Origin of the sequence: Flavobacterium chungangensis (assembly GCF_042654045.1) — a bacterium.
Classification (GTDB): Bacteria; Bacteroidota; Bacteroidia; order Flavobacteriales; family Flavobacteriaceae; genus Flavobacterium; species Flavobacterium chungangensis.
Map to the genome: position 1 here is coordinate 1 of NZ_JBHSFY010000018.1, position 20,386 is coordinate 20,386.

At 31.0% G+C, this 20,386-nt stretch carries 13 protein-coding genes and 1 tRNA gene; 8 read left to right on the top strand and 6 right to left on the bottom strand.

The window, feature by feature from the left end:
* Window positions 1-6 precede the first annotated feature (6 nt).
* A tRNA-Val gene (locus tag ACFO3N_RS22240) sits at window positions 7-81 on the bottom strand.
* A gap of 263 nt (window positions 82-344) precedes the next feature.
* Between ACFO3N_RS22240 and ACFO3N_RS22245 the strand changes: the two genes are divergently transcribed.
* A complete protein-coding gene (locus ACFO3N_RS22245; RefSeq protein ID WP_379801025.1) occupies window positions 345-2,135 on the top strand; it encodes an ABC transporter ATP-binding protein in 1,791 nt (596 codons plus the stop codon).
* A gap of 110 nt (window positions 2,136-2,245) precedes the next feature.
* Here ACFO3N_RS22245 and ACFO3N_RS22250 read toward each other — a convergent pair whose 3' ends face one another.
* The gene (locus ACFO3N_RS22250) at window positions 2,246-3,415 is read right to left on the bottom strand and encodes a proline dehydrogenase family protein (RefSeq protein ID WP_379801026.1); all 1,170 of its coding nucleotides are present in this window, start codon (window positions 3,413-3,415) and stop codon (window positions 2,246-2,248) included.
* Window positions 3,416-3,568: 153 nt separating this feature from the next.
* On the opposite strand from ACFO3N_RS22250, the gene ACFO3N_RS22255 reads away from it, so the two are divergent.
* The 7 genes from ACFO3N_RS22255 to recQ all read left to right on the top strand — a co-directional run bounded on the left by ACFO3N_RS22255 (window position 3,569) and on the right by recQ (window position 15,282).
* A complete protein-coding gene (locus tag ACFO3N_RS22255) occupies window positions 3,569-5,878 on the top strand; it encodes an O-antigen ligase family protein (protein ID WP_379801027.1) in 2,310 nt (769 codons plus the stop codon).
* A 53-nt stretch (window positions 5,879-5,931) separates the two neighbouring features.
* A complete protein-coding gene (locus tag ACFO3N_RS22260; protein ID WP_379801028.1) occupies window positions 5,932-8,643 on the top strand; it encodes an O-antigen ligase family protein in 2,712 nt (903 codons plus the stop codon).
* A gap of 112 nt (window positions 8,644-8,755) precedes the next feature.
* A complete protein-coding gene (aroB, locus tag ACFO3N_RS22265) occupies window positions 8,756-9,823 on the top strand; it encodes a 3-dehydroquinate synthase (protein ID WP_379801029.1) in 1,068 nt (355 codons plus the stop codon).
* Between the two features lie 302 nt (window positions 9,824-10,125).
* On the top strand, window positions 10,126-11,529 hold the full coding sequence (locus tag ACFO3N_RS22270) for a type III PLP-dependent enzyme domain-containing protein (RefSeq protein WP_095931203.1): 1,404 nt from the start codon (window positions 10,126-10,128) through the stop codon (window positions 11,527-11,529).
* A gap of 103 nt (window positions 11,530-11,632) precedes the next feature.
* Window positions 11,633-12,601 (top strand): deoxyhypusine synthase family protein, encoded by a 969-nt coding sequence (locus ACFO3N_RS22275; RefSeq protein ID WP_095931202.1) that lies wholly within the window; start codon window positions 11,633-11,635, stop codon window positions 12,599-12,601.
* Window positions 12,602-12,609: 8 nt separating this feature from the next.
* Window positions 12,610-13,023 carry a DNA primase gene (locus ACFO3N_RS22280; protein ID WP_379801030.1) on the top strand — a complete coding sequence of 138 codons (414 nt, stop codon included), beginning with the start codon at window positions 12,610-12,612 and terminating at the stop codon, window positions 13,021-13,023.
* 150 nt (window positions 13,024-13,173) lie between these two features.
* On the top strand, window positions 13,174-15,282 hold the full coding sequence (recQ, locus tag ACFO3N_RS22285; RefSeq protein WP_379801031.1) for a DNA helicase RecQ: 2,109 nt from the start codon (window positions 13,174-13,176) through the stop codon (window positions 15,280-15,282).
* Between the two features lie 173 nt (window positions 15,283-15,455).
* Here recQ and ACFO3N_RS22290 read toward each other — a convergent pair whose 3' ends face one another.
* The 4 genes from ACFO3N_RS22290 to ACFO3N_RS22305 form a co-directional block, all read right to left on the bottom strand.
* Complete coding sequence (locus ACFO3N_RS22290) at window positions 15,456-15,971, bottom strand: DinB family protein (RefSeq protein ID WP_250836163.1); 516 nt, start codon at window positions 15,969-15,971, stop codon at window positions 15,456-15,458.
* Window positions 15,972-15,982: 11 nt separating this feature from the next.
* The gene (locus ACFO3N_RS22295) at window positions 15,983-18,568 is read right to left on the bottom strand and encodes a phosphoenolpyruvate carboxylase (protein ID WP_379801032.1); all 2,586 of its coding nucleotides are present in this window, start codon (window positions 18,566-18,568) and stop codon (window positions 15,983-15,985) included.
* Window positions 18,569-18,660: 92 nt separating this feature from the next.
* On the bottom strand, window positions 18,661-19,140 hold the full coding sequence (locus tag ACFO3N_RS22300) for an Lrp/AsnC family transcriptional regulator (RefSeq protein WP_008468989.1): 480 nt from the start codon (window positions 19,138-19,140) through the stop codon (window positions 18,661-18,663).
* Window positions 19,141-19,217: 77 nt separating this feature from the next.
* Window positions 19,218-20,372: a M14 family metallopeptidase gene (locus ACFO3N_RS22305; RefSeq protein ID WP_379801033.1), complete on the bottom strand. Its 1,155-nt coding sequence runs from the start codon at window positions 20,370-20,372 to the stop codon at window positions 19,218-19,220.
* Window positions 20,373-20,386: the final 14 nt, after the last annotated feature.

Genomic DNA, 20,386 nt, shown 5'->3' on the forward strand with positions numbered 1-20,386 from the left:
TTTTTGTGGGCGATGAGGGGTTCGAACCCCCGACCCCCTCGGTGTAAACGAGGTGCTCTGAACCAGCTGAGCTAATCGCCCTATTTTACTAGGTTGCTATCGTTTGTGATTGCGAGTGCAAATATACAGCTAGATTTTATATTTCCAAGCCTTTTTTTGAAAAAAGTAAAAAAAACATCAATAAAAATATTTAGAAAACTATTTTTCAGCTAATTAAAAAAACGAAAAAATCTGCAATTTCTAAATTTTAGTTAAAAATTCAATGCTCGAAAGCTAATTCAGAATATTCTTTTTGTATTCATTTGCTATAGTCATACCTTTGCGTACCTTAATTGTATATTCAAATGGCAAGATTTCAAGAAAATGATTTACCTAAAGCTAAATTAAACTCTAACTCCCTTCAAAAAGCTCTCCGAATTTTTAAATACGCTAAAAACCACAAATGGAAATTCTTCCTAGGTTTGATTTTCTTATTTTTAACAAGCGCCACTGCCCTAGCCTTTCCTAAATTGATGGGAATGCTGGTTGATTGCGTTACAAATAAAGACCTTTCTAAAGCAAACGAAATTGCTCTTGGTTTAATGGTAATTCTCGGACTTCAGGCAATTTTCTCGTTTTTCAGAATTTCATTGTTTGTAAATTTTACCGAAAACTCTCTTTCTAATATTCGTTTTGCATTATATGAGAATCTGATAAAATTACCCATGTCGTTTTATTCTCAAAAACGTGTTGGAGAACTTAATAGTAGAATCAGTGCAGATATTTCGCAATTGCAAGATACTTTCAGCACCACTATTGCAGAGTTTCTGCGTCAGTTTATTTTAATTATTGGAGGTTTTGTAATCTTAGGAAGCATTAGTCCAAAATTAACCTTAATGATGCTGGCAATTGTACCTATTGTAGCAGTTGCTGCTGTGATCTTTGGAAGATTCATTCGTAAATACGGAAAAAAAACACAAGATAAAGTTGCCGAAAGCCAGGTTATAGTTGAAGAAACGCTGCAAGGAATTAGCAATGTAAAAGCATTTGCTAACGAATGGTACGAAATTCAGCGCTATAAAAACAAAATTAGAGAAATTGTAAAAATCGCTATTAAAGGTGGTCAATACAGAGGTTATTTTGCTTCGTTTATTATTCTTTGCCTTTTCGGATGTGTTGTTGCTGTTGTTTGGTATGGAATCACATTAACGATTAAAGGAGAAGTTGAAGGTGTTGGTGATTTAATCTCATTTGTATTATATACTACATTTATTGGTGCTTCTTTTGGTGGAATTGCAGAAATGTATGCACAAATTCAAAAAGCAGTTGGCGCAACAGAGCGTGTTTTTGAATTACTAGAAGAAACTCCAGAAGAAATCAATGCTAAGCCAAGACTTTCAGCAGTTGAAAAAATAAAAGGAAATGTAGCTTTCAATAACGTTGCTTTTAGTTATCCTTCAAGAAAGGAAGTTCAGGTTTTAAAAGATGTGAATTTCAATGCCGAATTTGGCCAGAAAATAGCAATCGTTGGACCAAGTGGAGCCGGAAAATCTACTATTTCATCGCTTTTATTGCGTTTTTATGATATCACTTCAGGAGAAATTTTAGTCGATGGAAAAAATATTTACGATTATGATTTAGAAAATCTTCGCGGCAATATGAGTATCGTTCCTCAAGATGTAATTTTATTTGGAGGAACTATTAGAGAAAATATCGCTTATGGAAATCCAAACGCCTCAGAAGAAGAAATTATAGCTGCTGCGAAACAAGCTAATGCTTTTAATTTTGTAGATGGTTTCCCTGAAAAATTTGAAACTTTGGTTGGAGAACGTGGTGTTAAGCTTTCTGGAGGTCAGCGTCAGCGTATCGCAATTGCGAGAGCCCTGCTTAAAAATCCAAGCATTTTGATCTTAGACGAAGCAACGTCTTCTTTAGATAGTGAAAGTGAAAAACTAGTTCAAGAAGCTCTAGAAGTTTTAATGGAAGGAAGAACAAGCATTATTATTGCGCACAGACTTTCTACCATTAGAAATGCAGACAAAATCTTAGTTTTAGATAACGGAAGAATTTCTGAAGAAGGAACACATCAGGAATTAATAAACCTAGAAAACGGAATTTATAAGAATCTAAGCAACTTACAGTTTAGTAACTCTTAGTTTGAAATTTCAATTTTATAAAATCCAAATTCCAATAAAAAAGCTTCAATTTTCATTGAAGCTTTTTTTATATAATCTATAAACTATAAACTGAGACTGAAAACTAAAAATTATTTCCCTTTTCTACGTTTACGTTCTGCTTTAATCATAGATAATTCGCGGCTAGTTTGACCAGCAACAGAAGTATTCTCTTCTGCACGACGAATTAAGTATGGCATAACATCTTTTACAGGTCCGAATGGTAAGTATTTAGCAACGTTATAGCCGTTTTCTGCTAAGTTGTAGCTAATATTATCACTCATTCCGTATAATTGTCCAAACCAAATTCTAGAATCATTTTTTGCGATTCCTTTCTGCGCCATCATTTCCATTAATTTATAAGAGCTCAATTCGTTGTGAGTTCCTGCAAAAATGGCCATTTTTTCAATATGCTCTAACATATATTGTACTGCATTATCGTAATTGATATCAGTAGCTTCTTTAGAAACACAGATTGGAGAAACATAAACTTTTTCTTCGGCTCTTTTGTTTTCTTTTTCCATGTAAGCGCCACGAACTAGTTTCATTCCGATATAAAAACCTTCAGATTTGGCAACTTCATGAAGTTTTTTCAAATAATCTAAACGATCCCAACGGTACATTTGCAAAGTGTTAAATACAATCGCTTTTTCTTTATTGTATTTGCGCATCATATCGGTAACCAAATCATCGGCTGCATCTTGCATCCAGCTTTCTTCACCATCAATTAATAAGGCAACATCTTTTTTATGAGCTTCGCCACATACTTTATCAAAACGAGCTACTACTCTATCCCATTCTGCTTGTTCTGATAGATTAAGAGTTTGTTTTTCTCCTAATTTCTCGTACAATTCAAAACGACCTAAACCTGTTGGTTTAAAAACTGCAAACGGAATTGCTAAACGTTCTTTAGCAAAATCAATAGTTCTTAAAGTCATTTCTAAAGCAGCATCAAATTGCTCCTCTTCTTCTTTTCCTTCAACAGAATAATCTAAAACAGACGAAACGCCTTTTGTAAACATTTTGTCTACAACAGTAAGACAGTCGTTTTCGTTTACACCACCACAAAAGTGATCAAAAACAGTTGCACGAATTAATCCTTCTACTGGTAAATGAGCTTTAATTGCAAAATTTGTTACAGCAGTTCCTATTCTTACTAAAGGTTCGCTGTCAATCATTTTGAAAAGGAAATAAGCTCTATCAAGTTCTGTATCACTTTTTAGTGAAAACGCAACTTGTGTGTTGTCGAATATCTTTTCCATTAAATTTATTTTTTATGCAAATATAGAGAGTGTTTTGAGTATTATTTACTAAATGGTATTTATTTTTTTTAATTCCTTAAACGACTCTATAACAATATTTTTACTTAAAAGTAAGAAATTACACATATATGTTTATATTTGCACCAAAAAAAAATGAACAGTTATAGAATTGATAATATACTTAATGAAGTAAAAGGGGCTAAAAAAATACCTGATTATATAATATATGTATTTCTTAGTCTCATTTTATTTATAGATTTTATCCCGCACTCAAAATCCATTGATCTGCTCTATCCTCAATTTTTATACCTCTCAATCCTGAATCTAGTATTTGGAGTCTATTTGTATATTAATTCGAATACAATTTCAATTGACATAATTTCAATATTTAAAAGAAGTTATGTTTTAAAATTCTACGCTTTGTTTGTTATACTTTGCGGTGTTTCTTATTTTAATGCTAAAAATCAAACTTTAATTTTAGAAAAATTAGTAGAATTCATTGTTGCTTTTTGTTTCATTTTAAATCTTATTGTATTACTAAAAAATAGAATAGATTTATTCTATAAAATCCTTTTTATAATTTCTATCTCTGCTTTTTTTCAGGCTTCTTACGAAATTTATAATTTAAAAAAACTGAGTAGTGAGTCGTCTCTTTCGACTGCTCTTAATTCAATGGTTAAAACAACTGGAAATATTAATATTCTAGCCTCAGGATTGACAATTAAAATCCCTTTTATATTACTTGCAATTACTGCTTCTAAAGGTTTAAAGAGGTTATTTTTAAATCTAGTTTTACTAATTGTAACTGTGACAGTATTTTTAACTGCTTCCAGAGCTGCATTTATAAGCATGTTTTTAATATATGTTGTTTACATTATCTATTATCTAAAAACGAATTCATTAAAAAAATCTTCTTTATTGAATTGTTTAATACTATTAACACCGTTACTGTTATCTATCTTTATAGTTAATGCAATTTTTAAAAAATCTAATGACGAGGGACGATTTGTTTCTTTATCCAACAGGGTAAAACAAATAAACCTTGCAGACGAATCTACTAATGCAAGAATCGTTATTTGGAAAAATAGCTTGCAAATAATTAAAGAAAATCCTTTAACCGGAGTTGGTTTAGGAAATTATAAAGTAGAATCAATTCCTTATGAAAAAACTTTAGATAATGATTCTTCTATATCCCTACATGCCCACAATGATTTTTTAGAAATTATGGCAGAAACAGGGATACTAAATGGATTGATTTATATGTCAATTTTTATTTTCATTTTTTTTATTAATCTAATGAGAATAAAAAGATCGGAAGAAAGTAATGCAAGAGCGATTTCTATATTATCTTTAATGATGGTGCTTGTTTATGGCGTAGATTCATTTTTTAATTTTCCAATATTTAGACCTATAATGTTAGTCTTTTTCTGCTTTATAATTGCTTTAACAATAATAAATACAGAATCAGATGTTCAAGTAGAAACTAATAAAAACAAGGTTTACTTAGTTTTGATTGCTCTTACTTTGACTACAACATATTTTGCCTTTTTAGATTATAAAACTTCGAATTTAGAACATTTAATTAAAAACGATATAGACAGTTCTTTTATTACAAATAATTTAACTGGAGATGAACTTGTGAGCAGACTTCCTAACTATAAGAATGTTTTAAGTACCGCAGAATCATTTGATGAATATGTTGGGATTTATTATTGCAATGAGAAAAAATACGATGAAGCAATGAAATATTTTTCAAAAGCAGATAAGATTAACCCTTATTTTGGACGTATTCTATTTTACAAAATGATTATATCTAACGCTAAAGGAAATATTGACAGTGCTTACATTTATGCTAAAAAAGCATTTTACATGCGTCCCCGAAATTTGAACTTCTATAAAATGTCAACACAGTTTGCACGCGCCAAGAATGATAATCAGGAAATCCTTAAGGAGCATCAATTATTTATTAAATACCGTAATATTCCGGATGCATGGAGCGTTGCCGCAAAACAATTGCAAAAAGGAAATTATAATTCCAAAGATTTATTAGATTTTATAAATCTTGGTGCTGCACAGCATCCCGAAGACAGTACATTAATACAGCTTAAAAAAAATATCTTGGTAAATAATTATATAAATGAAGCGCAAGGTTATTTAAATGTAAAGGATTTAAATAAGAGTTTAGAAATATATCGAAAAGCACTAAAAATTGATCCGAACAATGCTGATACTATGCAAAATCTGGCTTTCAACTATTATAATATGGGTAAATATGAAGAAGCTAAAATGTATTTTTTAAATGCATTAAGTCATCAAAACTTTAACTCCGGACGAACTGAGTTTTTTATTGGATATTGTTATTTAAAGGTCAATGATCACGAAAATGCCTGTAAATATTTTAATATTTCAAAAAGTAAAAACTTTATTCAAGCGCAACAATTGATTCAAGAGAACTGTAAATAATTACTGAAAATGAAAGATTTTATTTATTTCGCTAATTTTGTAAAAAATGAATTATGAAAAATAATCAGATAACTCAAATACTAAATGAGGTAAAGAAGAAAGATGTTTTTCCCGATTTTGTAATTATATCTTTTTTTGTTCTAATTCTTGCAATTGATTTTTTACCCTATTTTAAAAGTTTAGAAATTATAAATCCTCAATTTGTTTATTTATCTATAATAAATTTAATTGTGGCTATTTATTTATATTTCAACAGAAATCTAATTTCTCCTACCATTTTTCCTATTCTTAAAAAGAGTTATACCGTAAAATTGTATATAATTTTTATTATTTTTTGCTCATTATCATTTCTTAGCGCAAAAAATAATTCATTAGTCTTTACGAAGCTTACTGAAATTTTGATAATATTCTGTTTGTTTATTAATCTATTAATAATTTTAAAAGACAGACTAGATTTTATTTATAAAATTGCTTTTGTGGTCAGTGTTTTTGCTTTTTTTCAGTCTTTTCAAGAATTGGTACACTTTATATATATACCAAAGAAAACTTTGATAAATGACCTATTAACTGGGTTGAAGGGGAATACAGGAAATATTAATATTCTAGCAGCTAGTCTAACAATTAAAATTCCTTTCATATTACTTTCAATAATTTACTTTAAGGGTTTTAAAAGAGTGCTATCAATTATTACTTTGTTTTCTGTAATTACCATTATACTCTTAACAGGTGCAAGAACACCATTAATTAATTTATTTTTAATATTAACGATATATGTAATTTATCTTTTAAAAGAATATTCTTTTAAAAGAAGTGCTTTTGTTAAAATTTCATATGCTGCTATTGCAGTAGCATCTGCAATCATATTTTCAAGCTCAATTTTTAAAAATATGGATGCTAACAATAGTCGTTATGTATCTTTAGAAAGTAAAATAGGAAAGATCAATACTACAGATGAGTCTTCTAAATTGAGGTTAACTTATTGGGGAAATGGAATAAAAATGATTAAAAAAGATCCATTTCTAGGAGTAGGATTAGGTAATTATCAAGTTGAATCCATTCCATATGAAAAAGCCACATCAGGAGGAACAATGATTTCATTACATACTCATAATGATTTCATTGAAATAGCTTCAGAAACAGGAATTATAAATGGGATTATCTATCTTTCTATTTTTATCCTTCTTTTTATTGTCAATCTTAAAAGCACAATTAAGTTCTCAAATAAAGATGCACAAATGACTGCATTATTAAGTTTAATGGTGCTGATAGTTTATGGGATAGACTCAGTTTTTAACTTTCCTATGTACAGGCCAACCATGGCAATATTTTTTAGCTTACTACTAGCTTTAAGTATAATTGTCAATTTCAAAGTAGATTACCCAATAGTTCCTGCAAAAAAATTCTTTAAAACAATCACTTTGATTTTAATTTCAGTTTTAATATTAACGAGTTTTTCTTCTTTTATAATTTATAAAGCATCAAGCCTCGACTTATTATTAATCAGAGATGATATAAATTCAAAAGAAAAGGGAGTACTTACCGGAGATGAAGTTATTGATAAAATGCCGCTTTATCCAAATGTAATGAGCACTTCTGAATCATTTTATGAATATGCTGGAATATATTATGTAAGAGAAAAAAACTATGAAAAAGCTAATAAATGTTTTGCAAAGGCTAATAAAATTAACCCTTATTTAGGAAGGGTAAGTTTTTATAAATATGTTATGGCTCAAGATCAAGGAAATCTAGATAGTTCTTGTGTTTATATAAAACAAGCTTTTTATTATCGACCAAAAAACTTCTCTTTTTATGAAAATGCAATGATAAAACATGGAACCAAAGGAGATACTTTGGAACTACTTAAAATGCATAAACTATTTACACATTATGAAAATTCATCTGCTGCTTGGAATATAGCAGCAACTCAATTAAGAAATGCAGGTTTTAGTCGTAGTAATTTATTTAAGTTTATCGATCAGGGAGTAAAATTGTTCCCCAAAGACAGTACATTATTGACACAAAAAAGTAAATTCCAAATAACTAATTACATTGTAGAAGGTCAGAAATACGAATCACTCTCAAACTTTGACAAAGCATTACAATCTTATCAGAATGCTCTAAAACTCGATAATAAAGACATCTATGCTTTACAGAATATAGGATTTTATTATTACAATAGAGGTGAACAAGCGAAAGCCATAAATTATTTGGTCGAAGCATTAAAATATCCAGGTTTAGTTGACGGAAAAACAGAGTATTTTCTAGGAATATGTTATTTAGGAATTAATGAAAAAGAGAATGCTTATAAATATTTAAATATTTCAAAAAACAAGAATTATATAACTCAAGAGCAATTAATTTCTATCATGCAAAATGTAAAATCTGCAGCTGAGATTGAGCAAAAGCGTAAAAATGATCTTTTAATTGCCGATTATATTACAATAGGACAAAAATTTGAAGGGGAAAATAAATTTGAAGAAGCTTTAAAATCCTATCAAAAAGCTTTAAAAGTCGATTCAAGAAATATATATGCATTTCAAAACATTGGCTTCTTTTATTTCAAAACTGGACAATATGCAAAAGGTATAAGCAATTTGTTAAATGCATTGAAATATCCAGGCTTAAATGACGGAAAAACGGAATATTATTTAGCAATTTGCTATTTAAATGTAAATGACAAAAATAATTCATGTAAATATTTTAATATCTCAAAAGAGAAGAACTTCGCTTTAGCACAACAAGCAATTCTAGAGAATTGTAAATAAATACTTGAAATACTAATTTAGAATCGCTCATTTTAAAACAAATTAGCCCAGAAGTTTGAATATTATTACGTTAAAAATGCCTTATTTTGTGCTTTCAATTAACAAAAGTATTATGCAATCTATTCAAGCCAATAATTATCTCGTACATTTTAATGAGAATGCTTACGAAGCTTTAAATAAACATTTGAGAGAGAATAAATATTCTAATATATTTATAATCGTAGATGATCAGACCAATGAACATTGTTTGCCTAAATTTATTCCTCTATTAGAGACGGATTTAGCGATCGAAATCATTGAATTTGAAGCTGGAGAAGCAAATAAAAACATTGAGACTTGTATCGAGATATGGAATATATTGACAGAACTTGGTGCTGATAGAAAATCGCTAGTTATTAATTTAGGAGGTGGCGTTGTTACAGACTTAGGTGGTTTTGTTGCTTCTACTTTCAAAAGAGGTGTAAATTTCATTAATATCCCTACTACATTATTATCTATGGTTGATGCTTCTGTCGGAGGAAAAACAGGTGTTGACTTAGGAAATCTTAAAAATCAGATTGGCGTTATCAATGTGCCTCAAATGGTTTTAATTGATACCCAGTATTTAGAAACTTTACCACAAAGCGAAATGCGTTCTGGTTTGGCAGAAATGCTAAAACACGGGTTAATATATGATGCGCCGTACTGGAGACAATTTTCAGATTTGAAATCCATTGTTTTTGATGAATTAGACCAATTAATTTATCGTTCGGTTGAAATCAAGAATGAAATCGTAATTCAGGATCCAACTGAGAAAAACATCCGTAAAGCTTTAAACTTCGGACATACGTTAGGACATGCCATTGAAGGATATTTTCTAGAAAGTGAAGAAAAAACCACTTTACTACATGGAGAAGCCATTGCGGTTGGTATGATTTTGGAAAGTTATATTTCTCTTCAAAAAGGATTAATTTCTGCAGAAGAATACAGAGAGATTAAAGCGGTGATTAAAGACATTTATGACGATGTAATTTTCGAAGAAAAAGACATCGATCCGATCTTAGAATTGCTAATTCATGACAAAAAAAATGAATACGGTTTAATTCAATTTGCATTGATTGAAGGAATAGGAAAAATAAAAATTAACCAATCCGTTGAAAATAAATTGATTCTAGAAGCGTTTGAGGATTATAAATCTTAAACTTTTTTTAATCAAAAGCGTTGCATTTGGTATATATTATTTTTTACATTTGCCCCATGAAAACAAAGAATCAGCAAAGGCACTTTAGCTCTTACAGAAACAGACTCAATAGTTCTTTATTAAGAATGTTGAACCGTTTCTATAATAGTAAAAGCCCGTTTTGTTTTGATGTTTTCCAATGTACTAAAGCTGAGCATGAAAAACTGCCAATTATATTTGCCAATATTAGAGTTTGAATTTAAGATTAAGCCCCAGAAGCCTAACATTAAGTAAAATTACAATCTCTAAACATTGACAAATAAATGAATACAAAATATTCTGATCTAATAAATCAAACATACTACTTTCCACAAGAGGAATTCAAACTAAACAAAGACAACCTATTGTTTCACAACATCGATTTGATGAAATTGGTTGAACAATATGGTACACCATTAAAGTTTACTTATCTGCCTCAGATTTCTGAAAATATCAACAAAGCAAAAGCTTGGTTCAGAAAATCAATGGAAAAGAATAAATACGAAGCAAAATATTACTATTGTTATTGTACAAAAAGCTCTCATTTTGAATATATAATGAATGAAGCTTTCAAGAATAACATTCACATTGAAACTTCATCTGCATTTGACGTAAATATTGTGGAGAATTTATTAGAAAATGGAAAAATCAATAAAAGTACTTATGTAATTTGCAATGGTTTTAAAAGAGATGAATATATTGCTAACATTGCAAGATTAATCAATAACGGACATAAAAACACTATTCCGATTATTGATAATTATGAAGAGTTAGATTTGCTTCAGGCAGAAATTAAAGGAAAATTCAAAATCGGAATCCGTATTGCTGCTGAAGAAGAGCCTAAGTTTGAGTTTTATACTTCTAGATTAGGTATTGGTTACAAAAACATAGTTTCTTTCTATAAAAAACAAATACAGGAAAATGATAAATTAGAGCTGAAAATGCTTCACTTTTTCATTAATACTGGTATAAACGATACTTCATATTACTGGAATGAGCTTGTAAAATGTATTAAAGTATACATTGCTCTTAAAAAAGAGTGCCCTACTCTAGACGGTTTGAACATTGGTGGTGGTTTTCCAATTAAAAACTCACTTGCCTTTGAATATGATTATCAATATATGATTGATGAAATTATCAATCAGATTAAAATTGCTTGTGATGAAGCCGAAGTTGATGTTCCGAATATTTTTACGGAATTTGGATCGTTTACTGTAGGTGAAAGCGGTGGTGCAATCTATCAGATTTTGTATCAAAAACAACAAAATGATAGAGAAAAATGGAATATGATCGACTCATCTTTCATTACCACTTTACCAGATACTTGGGCTATAAACAAACGTTTTATTATGCTGGCAGTAAATCGCTGGAATGATACTTACGAACGGGTTCTGTTAGGAGGTCTGACTTGTGATAGTGACGATTATTACAATTCTGAGCAAAACATGAATGCCATTTATTTGCCTAAATATAACAAAGAGAAACCTTTGTATATTGGATTCTTTAATACTGGCGCTTATCAAGAAACAATTGGAGGATACGGAGGTCTGCACCACTGTTTGATTCCGCAACCTAAACATATTTTAATTGATCGTGATGAAAATGGAATTCTGGCAACCGAAGTGTTCTCAGAACAACAAACTTCAGACGACGTTTTAAAGATTTTAGGATACAAAAAAAAGGTGTAAAAAAAACGGCACATTAAGTAATAATTTTTCTTAAAAAATTCTTAATTTGCATGAACATCCAAAAAGGTTAAAACTTTTTAATTCAAAAAAAAAACAAAAAAAAATGAAAGGACCAATCAGTCAGTTTATTGAAAAACATTATTTGCATTTTAACTCTGCTTCATTAGTAGATGCTGCAAAAGCTTATGAGCAGCAATTAGCTGATGGTGCTAAAATGCTGGTAAGTATGGCTGGCGCAATGAGTACAGCAGAAATTGGTAAAATTTTTGCCGAAGTAATCAGACAGGACAAAGTGCATATTATTTCATGTACTGGAGCAAACTTAGAAGAAGACATCATGAATTTAGTAGCTCACTCTCACTACGAGAGAGTTCCTAACTATCGCGATTTAACACCAGAAGACGAATGGGCTTTATTAGAAAGAGGATTAAACCGTGTTACAGACACTTGTATTCCTGAGCATGAAGCTTTCCGTCGTTTACAAAAACATATTTACAAAATTTGGAAAGACGCTGATGACAAAGGTGAGCGTTACTTCCCACATGAATTTATGTATAAAATGTTGTTGTCTGGCGTTTTAGAAGAATATTATGAAATTGATCTAAAAGATAGCTGGATGTATGCAGCTGCAGAGAAAAACTTACCGATTATCGTTCCAGGATGGGAAGATAGTACAATGGGTAACATCTTTGCTTCATACGTAATTAAAGGAGAACTAAAAGCATCTACCATGAAATCTGGAATTGAATACATGACTTTCCTTGCAGATTGGTATTCTAAAAACAGTTCAAACGGAATTGGATTCTTCCAAATCGGTGGTGGTATCGCGGGTGACTTCCCTATTTGTGTAGTGCCAATGCTATACCAAGATATGGAAATGCACGATGTTCCATTTTGGAGTTATTTCTGCCAAATTTCAGATTCAACAACTAGTTATGGTTCTTATTCTGGGGCAGTTCCAAATGAAAAAATCACTTGGGGTAAATTAGACATCAAAACCCCTAAATTTATTATTGAATCGGATGCTACAATCGTTGCGCCGTTAATTTTTGCATACTTATTAGATTTATAAGATAATTTATGAAAAGAGTTATAGTAGACTACGCCAAACTTACCAACGAAATTTTAAACCTTTTGGTTGAAAAATTTCCTGATGGTTATGATGATTCGGATGTTATCCGTTTTAGAAATGCTAAAAACGAATTAGTTGAAGCTGTAGAAGTTCGTACTGAAGACACAATTTACCTGGTAAAAATTAGTACTAAACTTGCTGACAGAATTGAAAACTATGATGAAGATGATGATTTAGATGTTGATGTAGATGCAATTGCGCCAGTTAAAGGTATTGATCTTGATGATGATATTAGCAATGACGATGACGAAGATGATGATAATCTTGACAAGCCAGATACTGACGGTGGTGACGATGATGACGATGATGATGACAAAGCAGATACTGATTATGACGAAGAAGACGAAGACGATGAAGATTAATTCATTTTCTTTTTAATAAAAAAAAAAAAAAGGAACTCTATTGAGAGTTCCTTTTTTTTATGACACACAAGAAATAAACAAAACCAATTTATATTTTTATTTTTATAGGATTATTTTTACATTTAAATCTTGAATAAAAAATATATGCCTATGACTTCAGAAATTCTACATACTACACTAAAAGAAAATTTTGGTTTCGAAAGATTCAGACCCAATCAAGAAACCATAATTAATACCATATTATCTGGACAAGATACTTTGGCAATTATGCCTACTGGAGGCGGAAAATCAATATGTTTTCAACTTCCAGCTTTAATTCTGCCAGGAATAACAGTTGTCATATCACCTTTGATTGCTTTAATGAAAGATCAGGTTGATAGTTTAAAAACCAACGGAATTTCTGCTTGCTTTATCAATAGCAGCCAATCTTCTCAAGAGCAGCAATATTATATTGATAATTTAAAAACAAATCATTTTAAGTTAGTATATATCGCGCCCGAAAGTCTTTCTTACTTAGATATGGCTTTCAATGAATTGAATATTAGCTTAATAGCAATTGATGAAGCACATTGTATTTCATCTTGGGGTCATGATTTTAGACCGGCTTATACTAATTTGGGTTATTTGAAAAGCCGCTTCCCTTCTACTCCAATTTTGGCCTTGACTGCGACTGCCGATAAAGCAACTCGGACAGATATATCTAAACAGCTCAAATTAAAAAATCCAAAGACCTTTATTGCTTCTTTTGATCGCGCAAATTTAAGTTTGGAAGTTCGTCCTGCTTTAGATCGCGTCAATCAAATCATTGATTTTATTGAAAATAAACCCAATGAATCTGGAATAATTTATTGTTTGAGTCGTAAAACTACAGAAGAATTAGCTGAAAAACTGAAAAAAAACGGAATTGTAGCTAAAGCGTATCATGCCGGCTTAGATAATGAAACGCGTGCTAAAACTCAGGATCAATTTATTAACGATGATTGTCAAGTAGTTTGCGCTACAATTGCTTTCGGAATGGGAATTGACAAGTCAAATGTTCGATGGGTTATTCATTACAATCTTCCAAAAAATATAGAAGGATATTACCAAGAAATTGGGCGTGCGGGCCGAGATGGTTTGCCAGCTGAAACCGTTTTGTTTGAAAGCTACGCCGATGTAATTCAATTGCAGAAATTTGCATCTGAAGGATTGAACTCGGATATTCAGCTTGCAAAATTAGATCGTATGAAGCAATATGCCGATGCTGTAAGCTGTCGCAGAAAAATTCTGCTGTCTTATTTTGGCGAACTGGTAACTGAAAATTGCGGAAACTGCGATATTTGCAAAAATCCGCCAACTTTTTTTGATGGGACGATTCTCGCGCAAAAAGCCTTATCTGCAATTGTACGATTAAAAGAATCTGAACCTCTAGCTGTAATTGTCGATTTTTTGAGAGGCTCGAGAAACGCGTACATCTACGAAAAAAATTATCAAGAGCTAAAAACGTACGGAATTGGCGCTGATGTTTCTTGGTACGATTGGAATCAATATCTTATTCAGCTTATCAATTTAGGATATTGCGAAATTGCTTTTCATCAGCATAATAAAATTTTGCTTACACCTTTTGCGAAGAAAGTTTTGTTTGAAGGAGAAAAAGTAAAACTGACAACAGTTGTCAAAAAAGTAATTGATAAAAACGAAGCTAAGGAAGCGAAACCAAAAGCTGCTAAAAATTCTCTTTTTGAAACGCTTAGAAAACTACGCTACGAAATTGCTCAAGAAGAAGAAGTTCCAGCTTATGTTATTTTTAGCGATGCTTCATTGAGGCAAATGGAAATTTTAAGACCAATGTCAGATGAGGATTTCTTGGCAGTTGAAGGTGTCGGAAAAGCCAAACTAGAAAAATACGGAGCTGATTTTATAAATGCTATAATTGAATTTCAGCGAAACAAATCGGTTGTCAAAAAAGAGAAAAAAGAAAATACTTATAAAAAAACGCTAGAATTATTTCAAGCCGGACTTTCTGTGAAGGAAATCGCTGAGCAACGAAATCTGGGCGAAACTACAATCATTTCTCATTTGGCTAAATTATACGTTGACGGAAATGATATAGATTTAAGTCAATTTGTTTCGGAAGAAGAAATTCTTCAAATTGAAAAAGCTCAGATTGAGTTAGAAAATCCTAATGCATTAAGACCTTACTTCGATTATTTTGAAGAAAAAATGTCTTATGACAAAATTCGATTTGGATTGGCGTTTTTAGAGAGAAAACTTAAATGAGTTTTGTTATCTTGACGAAGGAAAGATCACACTAGAAATTCTACAAAGATTAGTTAAGCACCAAACCCGACAGGTTTTTAAAACCTGTCGGATTTACTAAACAGAATCTATAAAAAATCCCAAACTCCAACGAAATTGGAATTTGGGATTTTAAATTTTTAAATATTTAATTTTTATAAATATCGTTCCTCAAAAACTTTCTGATGGTGTTTTTGATGTCCAATTATGACAAAACCTAAAGCACGAACAGAAATTGGATTATTAGATGCAGTACCAATTCTCTTCAACTGTTCTTCAGATAAACTTTTGTAAAATAATAAAGTCGAATGTCTTACCGCTGAAAATTCAGTAAGCAGATCTTGAATACTTCTGCTGTTTGAATTTGTATTATCTGCATAATCATTTTCTTCAAAGCTTGGCAAAGGCGTTTTGTCGTTTCTTGAAAAACGCAAAGCACGATATGCAAAAATTCTCTCCGTATCTATTACGTGCTGAATAATGTCTTTGATTGTCCACTTTCCTTCTGCATAGCGATAATCAAATTTATCCATCGGAATATTTTGAACAAATCGAATGAACTCATGAAGAGAAATTTCCAATTCTTCAATTAAAATACCATCTCCAGCTGCTTTAATGTAAGTTCCAAAATGACCTGAATATTCATTTTCCAATAATTCTGATGCTCTCATTTTTTATTTTTTTAAGCTGAGTTTCTACTTGCATTCGTATTTCCGAATAGTGATCTCGTTACGATTTTCTCATAAACTTTAATCAATTCTTCATCAGGAGTTTGTTCTTTATTTAGCTCATTGATTCTCAATAAAGCATATTGCTGAATGGTCAATAAAGGTAAAACAATACGCTCTCTTATTTGAATAGAAGCAATACCATCAGGATAATTTTCCATCAATGTTTTGTGATCAGCTATTTTCAACAAAAGACGTTTTGTTTCTGAGAACTCATCGTAAATAATCTGCCAGAATTCGCCAAACTCAGGATCATTTTTCATGTAAGCTGTCAAAGGCAAGAATGATTTTGCTAATGACATCATACTGTTTTCAAGCAAAGTTTTGAAAAACAATGAATTGTGATATAAATCGCTTACTTTATTCCATTGACCAGATTCTTCAAAATGTTTTAAAGCCGAACCTACTCCAAAAAATCCTGGAACGTTTTGTTTTAATTGGCTCCATGAACCTACGAACGGAATCGCTCTTAAATCGGCAAAATCTAAAGATTCAGATTTACTTCTTTTTGAAGGACGGCTTCCAATATTGGTTTTTGAGTAATATTTCAGTGTACTCATTTTTTCTAAATACGGAATAAACTTTGGATGGTTTTTGAAACTTAAATATTTCTCATAACCTAAATTAGCCAAATCCGTTAAAATTTGAGTTTCATCAGCTGATAATTCATTTTTCTCTTTACTAAATACTTGATTGGTAACACCTGCACTCAATAAGTTTTCGATATTGTAACGGCAAGAATCTAAAGTTCCAAAATTAGAACTAATAGTCTGACCTTGAACTGTAATCTGAATCTCGTTGTTTTCAATTTTTGGACCTAAAGAAGCATAGAATTTATGTGTTTTTCCACCTCCACGAGCTGGAGGTCCACCACGTCCGTCAAAGAAAATGGCTTTAATTCCGTATTCTCTAGAAATTTTAGTCAATGAAATTTTAGCTTGATAAATACTCCAGTTTGCCATTAAATAGCCACCATCTTTAGTTCCGTCAGAGAATCCAAGCATTATAGTTTGCTTATTTCCTCTTGATTTTAAATGTTTAGCATATTCTGGATTGGTATACAATTGCTCCATAATAGCATGTGCATTTTGTAAATCGTCTACAGATTCAAAAAGCGGAATAATATCAACTGTTGGTTTTTCCCAATTATTCAAACGAATCATGGCAAATGTTTCCATCACATTCAGCGCGCTTTCGTTATTGCTGATAATGTAACGGTTTGCTCCTTCTTCACCATTATTTTGCTGGATGGTTTTAATGGCTTGCACCGATTCTAAAGTATATCTCGTAATTTCATTTTCGAAATCAACAGGATTTAAATTTCCTTTAACTTTCGATAAAACATCAATTTTTTGATCTTCTGTCAATTCGAAATAATTCTTAGGAAAAACATCTGAACCAGAATTCAAATAGTAATCAACCACATCTTTGAAAACAGCATTATGAATTTTACTATTCTGACGAATATCTAAAGTTGCAAAATGGAATCCGAATAAATTAATTTTTACTAAAAGCGCATCTAATTCATCCAAATATAAAGATTGATGTTTCTCAATAATTATATCTCTAATTTTGTTTAGTTGAGTCAGTAATTCTTCTAAAGTAATAAAAATATCTCCTTTAGAATAGAATACAGAACGGTAAAGCTTATGTTCAAGTTCTGCTACTAAATCATCTACACCTGAAAAAGTTAGCTTGCGTTTTAAGTTTCTCATTTCTACATAATAGCACTTTAAAATTGAGGTACGCAAACGATCTGCAACTTTAAGTGTAATGTCTGTAGTGACAAAAGGATTTCCGTCACGATCACCTCCTGGCCAGAAACCAAGCTTTACTAATTGATTATGAATCGGATTTCCATTTAAAATGTTTTTCTGCAAATAATGCACAATTTCTCCTGCAGTAGCATAAAATACATTTTCTAGGTACCAAATTAAGCTTACTGCTTCATCATAAGGATTTGGTTTCTCTTTCTGAATGAAAGGCGTTTTTCCTAATTGAGCAAGTAATTGTTTAATTTGAAGTAAATCATTTTGACGAATTGCTTCTGTCAAGTCATTTATAATTCCTAATACGGGTCCAGGATAAAACTGAGTAGGATGCGCTGTTAAAACCGTACGAACGTTAAAGCTTTCTAGAAACTCTACCAATTCGTCATCTTTCTCTTTGGCATCCGATTTCTCCTTAATATCACGAAGAGATCCACGGCCTTCCATATTGTTAACTTCTGGAAAAGCAGCATCTTCAATGGCATCAAACAATACAATCTGACGTTCTATATACTGAATAAATCGAAACATAAGATCGATTTTTTCATCTTCAGAGCTATTGTTTAAGAATTTATTAGAAAAGAAATCTACGATCTCTTTCGGTGTTTCTTGTTTTTTAAAGCCCGTTTCGCAAGTCTCTGTAAATAAAGGAAGTAAAACTCCTGTGTTATCTATAGAGTCAAAAGGTAATGTTATGAAAACACTATTATAAATGTGGTATTTTGAGAGAACGTCTTGATTAAAACGCTCAATTTTTGGCAACGTATACATAATCGTGTTATAGTTGGTTGGTTAATTAGTCATAAAAAAACCCCAAGAATAAACTTGAGGTTATATTTTAATATAGCATTCAAGAAAAGTTCTTACATATTTTTGAAAATAGTATGCATCAAACGCTTCTTATCGTTTATACTTTCCTCTAATGAAATCATTGTTTCTGTTCTGTAAACACCATCAATATCGTCAATCATAAAGATAACTTCTTTCGCGTGCTTAGTGTCTTTTGCTCTAATTTTACAAAAGATGTTGAATTTTCCTGTAGTTACAGAAGCTACAGTTACGAATGGAATTTGATTAATTCTCTCTAATACAAATTTAGTTTGAGATGTATTATTTAGAAAAACCCCTACATAAGCAATAAATGAATAACCTAATTTATCGTAATCCAAGGCTAATGAAGACCCCATGATGATACCGGCATCTTCCATCTTTTTAACTCTAACGTGTACTGTACCAGCAGATATCAATAGTTTTTTTGCAATGTCAGTAAACGGAACTCTCGTATTGTCTATTAACATATCTAAAATCTGGTGATCTACTTCATCTAAACGAAATTTACTCATAATTGTTTAATTAATATTACTAATTGCTATTACAAAGTATAAAATTATATATAAAAAACAACAAATTCACATAAAAATTAACTTTTTATTAATCCGTTAACAAATTTAACATTTTTATTTAAATAAAAATTTGCTTTCTGACCCGTTTTTGGAAAATTTTGGAAATCGTCCGAATATTCTGCGCCTTTTGCGTCGTATTCGTAATGACCAAAATAATTTTCCAGCTCACCTACTTCTACTATGTAAGCATTAAAATGAATCTTATTTTCGATTAATTCTTCTTTGTATTGTGCGACAAAATTCGTAATAATTTCGATACCATCATAATTTATTTTGACATTTTTATACATAAAATCATAAAAAACCACGTTATTTTGTGAAATATTCAAATATTCAGAAAATCTATTGTCAACTAAATCGTTTTCGGATATTAGTTTGAAGCTTAAAATTAACGAGAAAAATATGAATTTCCTAGTAATTTCTCGCTCGTAATCTTCTGGAAAGTGGCCAGCCTCAAATAAGATAGTAGGAACGCCTAAAAATTGAAAAGTGTCTCCTATACAATTAATATTGAATGAGTCATCAAATCGACCAACCTGTCCGGGAATGTATTTTTGAAGTTCTTCATTGATTCCTGCAATAATATTGATCGCTTTCAATCTATTATCGTTTACTTCTCTTTCTTCATTATAAGAAGGAGCTAGAAAAGAAACTGTTGCTGGTTTTCCTGTCGTTCCTGCTCCAAAAATTGTTCGCTGGTCGTGAAGGTTAAAACAGAAATCAGGTTTAAATTTTTCAAATTCTTCACGTAGAACTTTGCTTTCCGGCTGTGTGAGGTCTTGAGAATCGCGATTTAAATCTACTTCATTTGCATTTGCTCGTGTATAAAGTCTCGCACCATCAGGATTAAGTATAGGAATACAGTAGAAAGTAAAATTCTCCAACATTTGCTTAGCAAAATCAGTATCGTCATTTAATAAATTAATGAAATCAAATAAAGCTTTTGTTGTTGTGCTTTCGTTACCATGCATTTGAGACCATAGATAAGCACGTGTCTTTCCTGTTCCGATTTGATAACTATATATAGGTTCGCCTAAAACAGATGTACCAATAATCTCTACTTGGCCATTTGTATTTAACTTATCTAATAGAGGTTTAATATGGTCTAAAGTAATATATCTTCCAGATATCGACTGTTCCTTGTATTGAGTAAAAAGCTGTTCTAAATTCATTGCATTTTGATTAG

What these genes read in the sequence shown, in the direction of transcription:
- ACFO3N_RS22250 (WP_379801026.1), bottom strand. Translation starts at nt 3,415, where the DNA reads ATGGAAAAGATATTCGACAACACACAAGTTGCGTTTTCACTAAAAAGT.
- ACFO3N_RS22255 (WP_379801027.1), top strand. Translation starts at nt 3,569, where the DNA reads ATGAACAGTTATAGAATTGATAATATACTTAATGAAGTAAAAGGGGCT.
- ACFO3N_RS22245 (WP_379801025.1), top strand. Translation starts at nt 345, where the DNA reads ATGGCAAGATTTCAAGAAAATGATTTACCTAAAGCTAAATTAAACTCT.
- ACFO3N_RS22280 (WP_379801030.1), top strand. Translation starts at nt 12,610, where the DNA reads ATGAAAAGAGTTATAGTAGACTACGCCAAACTTACCAACGAAATTTTA.
- ACFO3N_RS22290 (WP_250836163.1), bottom strand. Translation starts at nt 15,971, where the DNA reads ATGAGAGCATCAGAATTATTGGAAAATGAATATTCAGGTCATTTTGGA.
- ACFO3N_RS22300 (WP_008468989.1), bottom strand. Translation starts at nt 19,140, where the DNA reads ATGAGTAAATTTCGTTTAGATGAAGTAGATCACCAGATTTTAGATATG.
- recQ (WP_379801031.1), top strand. Translation starts at nt 13,174, where the DNA reads ATGACTTCAGAAATTCTACATACTACACTAAAAGAAAATTTTGGTTTC.
- ACFO3N_RS22295 (WP_379801032.1), bottom strand. Translation starts at nt 18,568, where the DNA reads ATGTATACGTTGCCAAAAATTGAGCGTTTTAATCAAGACGTTCTCTCA.
- ACFO3N_RS22275 (WP_095931202.1), top strand. Translation starts at nt 11,633, where the DNA reads ATGAAAGGACCAATCAGTCAGTTTATTGAAAAACATTATTTGCATTTT.
- aroB (WP_379801029.1), top strand. Translation starts at nt 8,756, where the DNA reads ATGCAATCTATTCAAGCCAATAATTATCTCGTACATTTTAATGAGAAT.
- ACFO3N_RS22260 (WP_379801028.1), top strand. Translation starts at nt 5,932, where the DNA reads ATGAAAAATAATCAGATAACTCAAATACTAAATGAGGTAAAGAAGAAA.
- ACFO3N_RS22270 (WP_095931203.1), top strand. Translation starts at nt 10,126, where the DNA reads ATGAATACAAAATATTCTGATCTAATAAATCAAACATACTACTTTCCA.
- ACFO3N_RS22305 (WP_379801033.1), bottom strand. Translation starts at nt 20,372, where the DNA reads ATGAATTTAGAACAGCTTTTTACTCAATACAAGGAACAGTCGATATCT.